The organism is Alcanivorax sp. HI0083 (assembly GCF_001635175.1).
Genome location: NZ_LWFX01001530.1, coordinates 1 through 6,321 on the forward strand (window position 1 = coordinate 1; position 6,321 = coordinate 6,321).

Genomic DNA, 6,321 nt, shown 5'->3' on the forward strand with positions numbered 1-6,321 from the left:
TAATAATCCAGCCAGGTATGGCTCTGCCAGATGCCCAGTTCCTTTTCGCGGTGGGCAATATTATTGCCCCGCTCCAGGCATTGCTTGCGCCAGAGTTTGACCACGGTGTCGCAACCGTGGAGCTGAGTGGTTGTGGTATTATTTTCAGTCATCATCAGCGCCAGGTCTTTTTCCGTTTCCAACGTTTTTCCGGTCGGTCATCCCCCGCCGACTGGCCCAGATAGAACTCGCGAATATCGTCACTGGCGAGCAGGTCCTGCGCGCTGCCATCCATCACGATCCGGCCGGTTTCCAGTACATAACCATGGTCCGCCGTATTCAGCGCTACCTGGGCGTTCTGCTCCACCAGCAACAGGGTTACGCCCTGCTCCTTGTTGAGGCGACGAACGATGGCGAAAATTTCCTGTACCAGCAGCGGCGACAGCCCCAGTGAGGGCTCATCAAGGAGCATCACCGACGGCCGCGNNNTNANNNCGCGGCCGATGGCCAGCATCTGTTGCTGCCCACCGGAAAGCGTACCTGCGGCCTGGTTGCGACGTTCCTGAAGAATCGGAAAATAGTCATAGACCATGGCAATGTCCTGACGAATCCCGTCCTTGTCTCGACGGGTGTAGGCTCCCATGAGCAGGTTTTCTTCAACACTCAGAAACGGGAATACCTCACGGCCTTCCGGCACATGGGCAATGCCCTTGTGCACCAGCTTGTCCGGCTCGCTGCCTTCGATATGCTCACCCGCCAGGGTGACACTGCCCTTGCGCGGCGCCAGCGCCCCGGAAATGGTTTTCATCAGGGTGGTCTTGCCGGCACCGTTGGCACCGAGGATGGCAACCACCGAGCCTTCGTGGACATCAATGGATACCCCGCGCAGGGCCATTACCGGTCCGTAAAACGCTTCCAGATTCTTGACCTGCAACAGGGGCTGGGCGCTCAGGGTTTTCTCTGCCGCGTCACTCATGATGTGGCCTCCGAGCCCAGATAGGCTTCAATCACTTTCGGGTCCGCCTGCACTTGTGCAGCGGTGCCCATGGCCAGCGGATGCCCTTCTGCCACCGCCAGCACCCGGTCGGATACCCGTGACACCAGGCTCATGTCGTGCTCCACCATCAGCACGGTAAGGCCCAGATCTTTCTGCATGTCCTCGATCCACCAGGCCATGTTCTGGGTTTCTTCCACACTGAGGCCGGAGGCCGGCTCATCCAGCAAAATCAGTTTCGGCTCACTGGCCAGCGCCCGGGCGATTTCCACCACCTTGCGCACCCCGTAGGGCAAACCGGCAATCAGCTTGTCGCGATAGGGGGCCAAATCGAGAAAGTCGATTACCTCCTCCACCAGCAGCCGATGCTCCCGTTCACTGCGCCGCACTTTGGGCAGGAACAACAGCTCTTCGAACCAGAGGGTATTACGGCGACAGTGACGACCGATCAACAGGTTCTGCAGTACCGAAGAGTGATCAAACAATTCGATGTTCTGGAAGGTCCGGGCGATACCCAGCCCGGCCACGTCATGGGCCGGCAGGCGGGTAATGTCCTGACCATTGAAAACGATCTGGCCGGCACTGGGTTCATACAGGCGGCTGATCAGATTGAAGATGGTGGACTTGCCCGCCCCGTTAGGGCCAACCAGGGTAAAGACTTCGCCGGCTTCCACGTCGAAGCTGACACCGTCCACCGCTTTAACGCCCCCGAAGGAGATGGAGAGATCCTTGACCTGTAACAGACTCATCGTTGGCGCTCCGTTTTCAGGTAGGTTCGGGTACGGCGGAACATGCCCTTGCGATACAGCGGGAACAGCTGCAACCAGGTACGCACCTTGAACCAGACGCCATACAGCCCCCGCGGCTCATAAATCACCATGAGCAGAATCAACAGCGCGAACAGGGCCGTGTCCATGCCCGGATAGGCCGCGATCTTGATGCCCGCCGCGTTATCCAGATAATCCCGGGCAATGGCAATGACCTGCGGCAGCAGCACCACCACGATGGCACCGAAAAAGGCCCCATGAACCGAACCCAGGCCACCGATCACCACCTGCAGCAGCAGGGTAATGGAGATCAGCACCAGGAAACTTTCATAGTTCACCGCCTGGGCCAGATGCCCATAAAGCGCCCCCGCCAGACCGGTAATGGCACAGGACAGGCTGAACGCCAGGGTTTTGGCCCGGGTCACATTCACCCCCAGAGCGCGGGCAGACACTTCACTGTCGCGCACCGCCAGGAAAGAGCGCCCGGAACCACTGCGCAGCAGGTTCAGATAGCCCAGCGTCACCAGTACCAACACCGCCAGGCAGATGTAGTAAAAGGCTCTGGGCGTGGCGTAACGGTCCACCGCCAGACCAAACAGCTCGATGGGCGGCGCAAACACCCCTGCCACCCCACCGGTCACCGGTTCGGCCATGATCGCCACATCTTCAAGAATGATGCTCAGTGCCAGGGTAGCGATGGCCAGGTAAATACCGCTCATGCGCAGAATCGGCCGCGCGATGATGGCCCCGGCGACTCCGGAGGTCACCGCGCTGGCCAGCAGTGCAGGAATGAAATGCCAGCCACGCTGCATCAACGCCAGGTTGGTAAAGGCACCAATGGCCATAAAGGCCGCATGTCCGAGACTCACCTGCCCGGTATGACCACTGATCAGCATCAGCCCCAGGCCGGCCAGGGACCACACCAGAACGGCGGTTAGTTCGCCCAGATAGTAGCTGCCAAGCACCCAGGGCGCCGCCAGCAGCAACGCTGCCAATATCGCGTACTGGGCCAGGTGCCAGCGGCCTTCAAACAGGTTGATATCGTCGTCGTAACGGCTTTTAAAACGATTACTCATGGCCTACACCTTCTTCTGGCTGATCTGTGCGAACAGGCCACCGGGGCGCAGAATCAGCACCAGCAGCATCAGCACATAGGGAGCAATCTGGCCGACCCCGGAAGGCAGATAGCGGCCCGCGAACGGCTCCACGATGCCCACCAACAATCCACCCAGCAACGCGCCGGGCAAGGAGCCCAGCCCACCAATTACCGCAGCGGCGAAGGCCTTGATACCAAACAGCAGCCCCACCGACGGCTCCACGGCGCCTTTGGCAGCAAACATGACCCCGGCAATAGCGGCCACCACCCCGGACAGGGCCCAGACAATGGCGTTGATCCGCTTCACCGGAATGCCCATGTAGTAAGCGGCCATCTGGTTCTGGCTGCTGGCCTGCATGGCCACACCGAGGCGGGTACGGGCAAAGAAGAAGTAGAGAATGGACGTGAGGGCCACAGTGGTAATGATGATCACCGCATCCACCACCGGGATGATCAGCTCACCCATTTCCCACACCCGGCCGACAAAAGGCGTTTGCAGGGAGGCCGGATCGTGCCCCCAGATAACACCTGCGGCGAAACGCAGCAGAAAGCCCAGTGCGATGGTAAGGATCACCATGGCGAACTGCGGCTGACCAAAAATGGCGCGTAGGACCAGGCGATCCAGCAGGTAACCAAAGAGCCCTAAAATCAGGGCGGCCAGGGTGATGCCTATCAGAAATGGCAGGTCGGCATACTCGGCATTGATGAAGGTAATGCCCAGAAAGGCCCCCAGCATCATCAGGTCACCCTGCGCAAAGTTCACCGCTTCCGACGCTTTGTAGATCAACACAAAGCCCAGCGCCAGCAACCCGTAGATGCAGCCGTTCGCGACCCCGCTGACCAGCAGCTGGAGTATATCCATGGTCCCTCTCTCCCGGGGGGTTTATTGTTCTGGTGTATTTTTATTCAGCTCTTTCGAGACTATCTGAAGCTTTACATTCTCTCCAGTATGTAAAATGTAACAAGTTCAGACATAGGGGGAAAAACGTCACTGATCAGGCTGGAAAAGCGGTTTTTTGCCAGAGAGAGGGCAGCAAAGGAATAAACCGTTACCGGAGGTAACCCGTAAAGGGTTCCGCACTTTTACCTTCCAGCACATACCCTGCCGTGCCGTATTCGGTATCTTGCGATGAGACAGTCAAGGTGCCTTCCAGCCACATGGCATCCAACGCCAGATCCAGCGGCACACCGCGCCCTTCCATTTTCACCAGCACAATCTGGTTGCGCGGCGGCGGCGGGCTATGAATACAGGCACCAAAATACGGAACCAGCAGGAATTCACGGACATACTCTTCATCACCATCCAGCGGCACCCCGTAACCCGGCAAACGCACCTCGGTATTATCCAGGGACTGCTTCAGCGGCGCTTCACGCCATGCCTTGTCGATGGCGTCCATCAGCTTCGCGCCACGGCTGTCGCCATCGGCAATCCCATCCGGGGCTTGTTGCTCCCCATAGATCTGATCAAACAGGGTGCTGTAAACCTCCGAAGGATCATAGTCCTGCGGCACCAGAGCATCCCACTCGATTTCATTGGCCGCCATGGAGGGCAGGCTGCAGGTAAAACAGAAAACAGCAATCAAAAAACGCATGATCAGTTCCTTGGGGTCAAGCCATCGGCCAGGCTATTGCGAAAAGCCTTTTCCGCCGGGATCAGACCAGCCAGCGAGCCCGCCGCGAGAATAGCGCCAATGGCCGGTAATTCCCGCAGCGCAAGAAAGTTGTCGGGAAGGCGCAGCGACCATTCAGCCAAAGCCACTGGCGCCAACCCCCATTGCCCCACAAACAATACGCCCAAACCCAGCGCGCAGCCCAACACAGTAAGGCACAGGCTTTCGCCGACAATCACCGTATACACGGCCAGCCGCCCCGCCCCTGTTGCCCGCAGAACAGCCATCTCATGACGGCGCCCTTCCAGAGCCGCCAGCACCGTGGACACCAGCACCAACAAGGCCACCGCCAATACCGCCAGCGATGTGGCCCGCAGGGCATTTTCTCCAGCCGCCGTCATCCGCCACAGCCGTTGCAGCTGCACACCGGGGATAATGGCCGTGAGTGGCTCACCATCATAACGGGACAACTCCCGCTGCAGGCTCAGCACCGCCATGCGTCGTTCCAGCCCCAACATGACCGCATTGACCGAATCAGGTTTGTCCATTGCCTGCCCTGGCATGGCAGGCATGCCAGACAAGTAGGCGCCACCACGATGGATCAGGGCCATCCCTTCCAGGGAAATATGCACACTCTGATCCACCGGCGTACCGGTGGGGGCCAAAATACCCACCACCGTAAACGGGTGGTTATCGTGCTCCACAATGGCCGGGCCGCTGGCACCGTGTGCCAGTACAATCTGCTCACCCTGTTGATAGCCAAGCCGGGTAGCCACGGCGCTACCGAGCACGGCCTGGTCGGCGCCGGCAAACCAGCTCCCGCGTTGCAGGGTCAAGCGCTGATCCCGCCCGTAGCGGTAGTGCGTCAAATAGCTGTCGTTAGTCGCCACCACCGGATAACCGCGATGGGAATCACCCAACGCAATGGGAATCCACCACTTCACATCCCGGTGGGCGGCCAGATGCTCCACGGTGTTCCAGCTGATGCCAGCGGTGGGATCACTGAGACGGAAGACACTGTAGAGCAAGATATTCATTGGCCCACCACGGGCACTGACGATCAGATCTGTCCCTGAAATGGTGCTGGCAAAATTGGCGCGCACCTGATGACGCACCCGGTCGATGCCGATGATCATCAGCACGCTCATGGCAATAGCAACCACGATCAGCAACGCCGAGGTGCGCCGGGTTTTCAGGGAGGCAAACATCACTTTAGCAAGCATGATTGCCCTCCCCGGCCAGGCTGGCGAAATCCTCACTGCGCTGAAAGTGGTGCCCTACCTGATCGTCATGACTCACCATCAACAAGGCACTGCCGGACTGTTCGCACAGTTCACAAAGCAACGCCAGCAAGGTATCGCGGCTGCGGTTATCCAGGGCGGAGGTCGGCTCGTCGGCGATGATCAGCTCCGGTTTGCCGAACAGGGCGCGGGCTGCCGCCGCCCGTTGCTGCTGCCCAAAAGACAATTGCCAGGCCGGCAAGTCAGCGGTGCCGTCATCCAGCCCCAGCCGTGAAAGCAAGCCACGGGCGGCAGTCTGTCTCTGCGCCTTGCGACGCCCTGCTTCGCGCTCACAGCGCAGGCGGGAGAAGCTGGCCGCAAGACAAACGTTGTCCACGGCGCTCAGGTAGGGCAGCAAATTGAACGCCTGGAAGATAACCCCCATGTGATCGGCGCGAAAGGCGTCCCGGCGACGCTGGGAGAGCGTAGAAAAAGCCTGGCCGGCAACCTGAACACGCCCGCACTGCATTGGCCGGATGCCGGTAATCAGTGACAGCAGAGTGCTTTTGCCACAGCCACTGGGACCATGAAGCAGCACCCGCTCCCCTGCCTGCAGGGCAAAGTCCGGCACCTGCAAGAAGGGACGAACCTGACC

The 6,321-nt window shown here is 59.6% G+C and carries 7 protein-coding genes and 1 pseudogene; all 8 read right to left on the reverse strand.

Going from position 1 to position 6,321, the window contains the following annotated elements; all coding sequences use genetic code 11:
- Positions 1–182, reverse strand: a 182-nt coding sequence (locus A3754_RS22990) for a hypothetical protein (RefSeq protein WP_156497166.1), incomplete at its 3' end; no start/stop codon positions are given.
- Positions 155–955 (reverse strand): annotated as a pseudogene (locus A3754_RS22995) (ABC transporter ATP-binding protein). The gene A3754_RS22990 and the pseudogene A3754_RS22995, both read right to left, overlap by 28 nt.
- On the reverse strand, positions 952–1,722 hold the full coding sequence (locus A3754_RS23000) for an ABC transporter ATP-binding protein (RefSeq protein ID WP_063521445.1): 771 nt from the start codon (positions 1,720–1,722) through the stop codon (positions 952–954). The pseudogene A3754_RS22995 and the gene A3754_RS23000 overlap by 4 nt, the downstream one beginning before the upstream one ends.
- Positions 1,719–2,816, reverse strand: coding sequence for a branched-chain amino acid ABC transporter permease (locus A3754_RS23005; RefSeq protein ID WP_063521446.1), 1,098 nt, complete (start codon positions 2,814–2,816; stop codon positions 1,719–1,721). The genes A3754_RS23000 and A3754_RS23005 overlap by 4 nt, the downstream gene beginning before the upstream one ends.
- 3 nt (positions 2,817–2,819) lie before the next feature.
- Positions 2,820–3,698, reverse strand: coding sequence for a branched-chain amino acid ABC transporter permease (locus tag A3754_RS23010; RefSeq protein ID WP_063521447.1), 879 nt, complete (start codon positions 3,696–3,698; stop codon positions 2,820–2,822).
- A 187-nt stretch (positions 3,699–3,885) separates the two neighbouring features.
- Positions 3,886–4,428, reverse strand: coding sequence for a DUF3299 domain-containing protein (locus A3754_RS23015; protein WP_063521448.1), 543 nt, complete (start codon positions 4,426–4,428; stop codon positions 3,886–3,888).
- A 2-nt stretch (positions 4,429–4,430) separates the two neighbouring features.
- The gene (locus A3754_RS23020; RefSeq protein ID WP_082872507.1) at positions 4,431–5,669 is read right to left on the reverse strand and encodes an ABC transporter permease; all 1,239 of its coding nucleotides are present in this window, start codon (positions 5,667–5,669) and stop codon (positions 4,431–4,433) included.
- A partial coding sequence (locus A3754_RS23025) for an ATP-binding cassette domain-containing protein (protein WP_063521450.1) occupies positions 5,659–6,321 on the reverse strand: 663 nt, incomplete at its 5' end. The genes A3754_RS23020 and A3754_RS23025, both read right to left, overlap by 11 nt.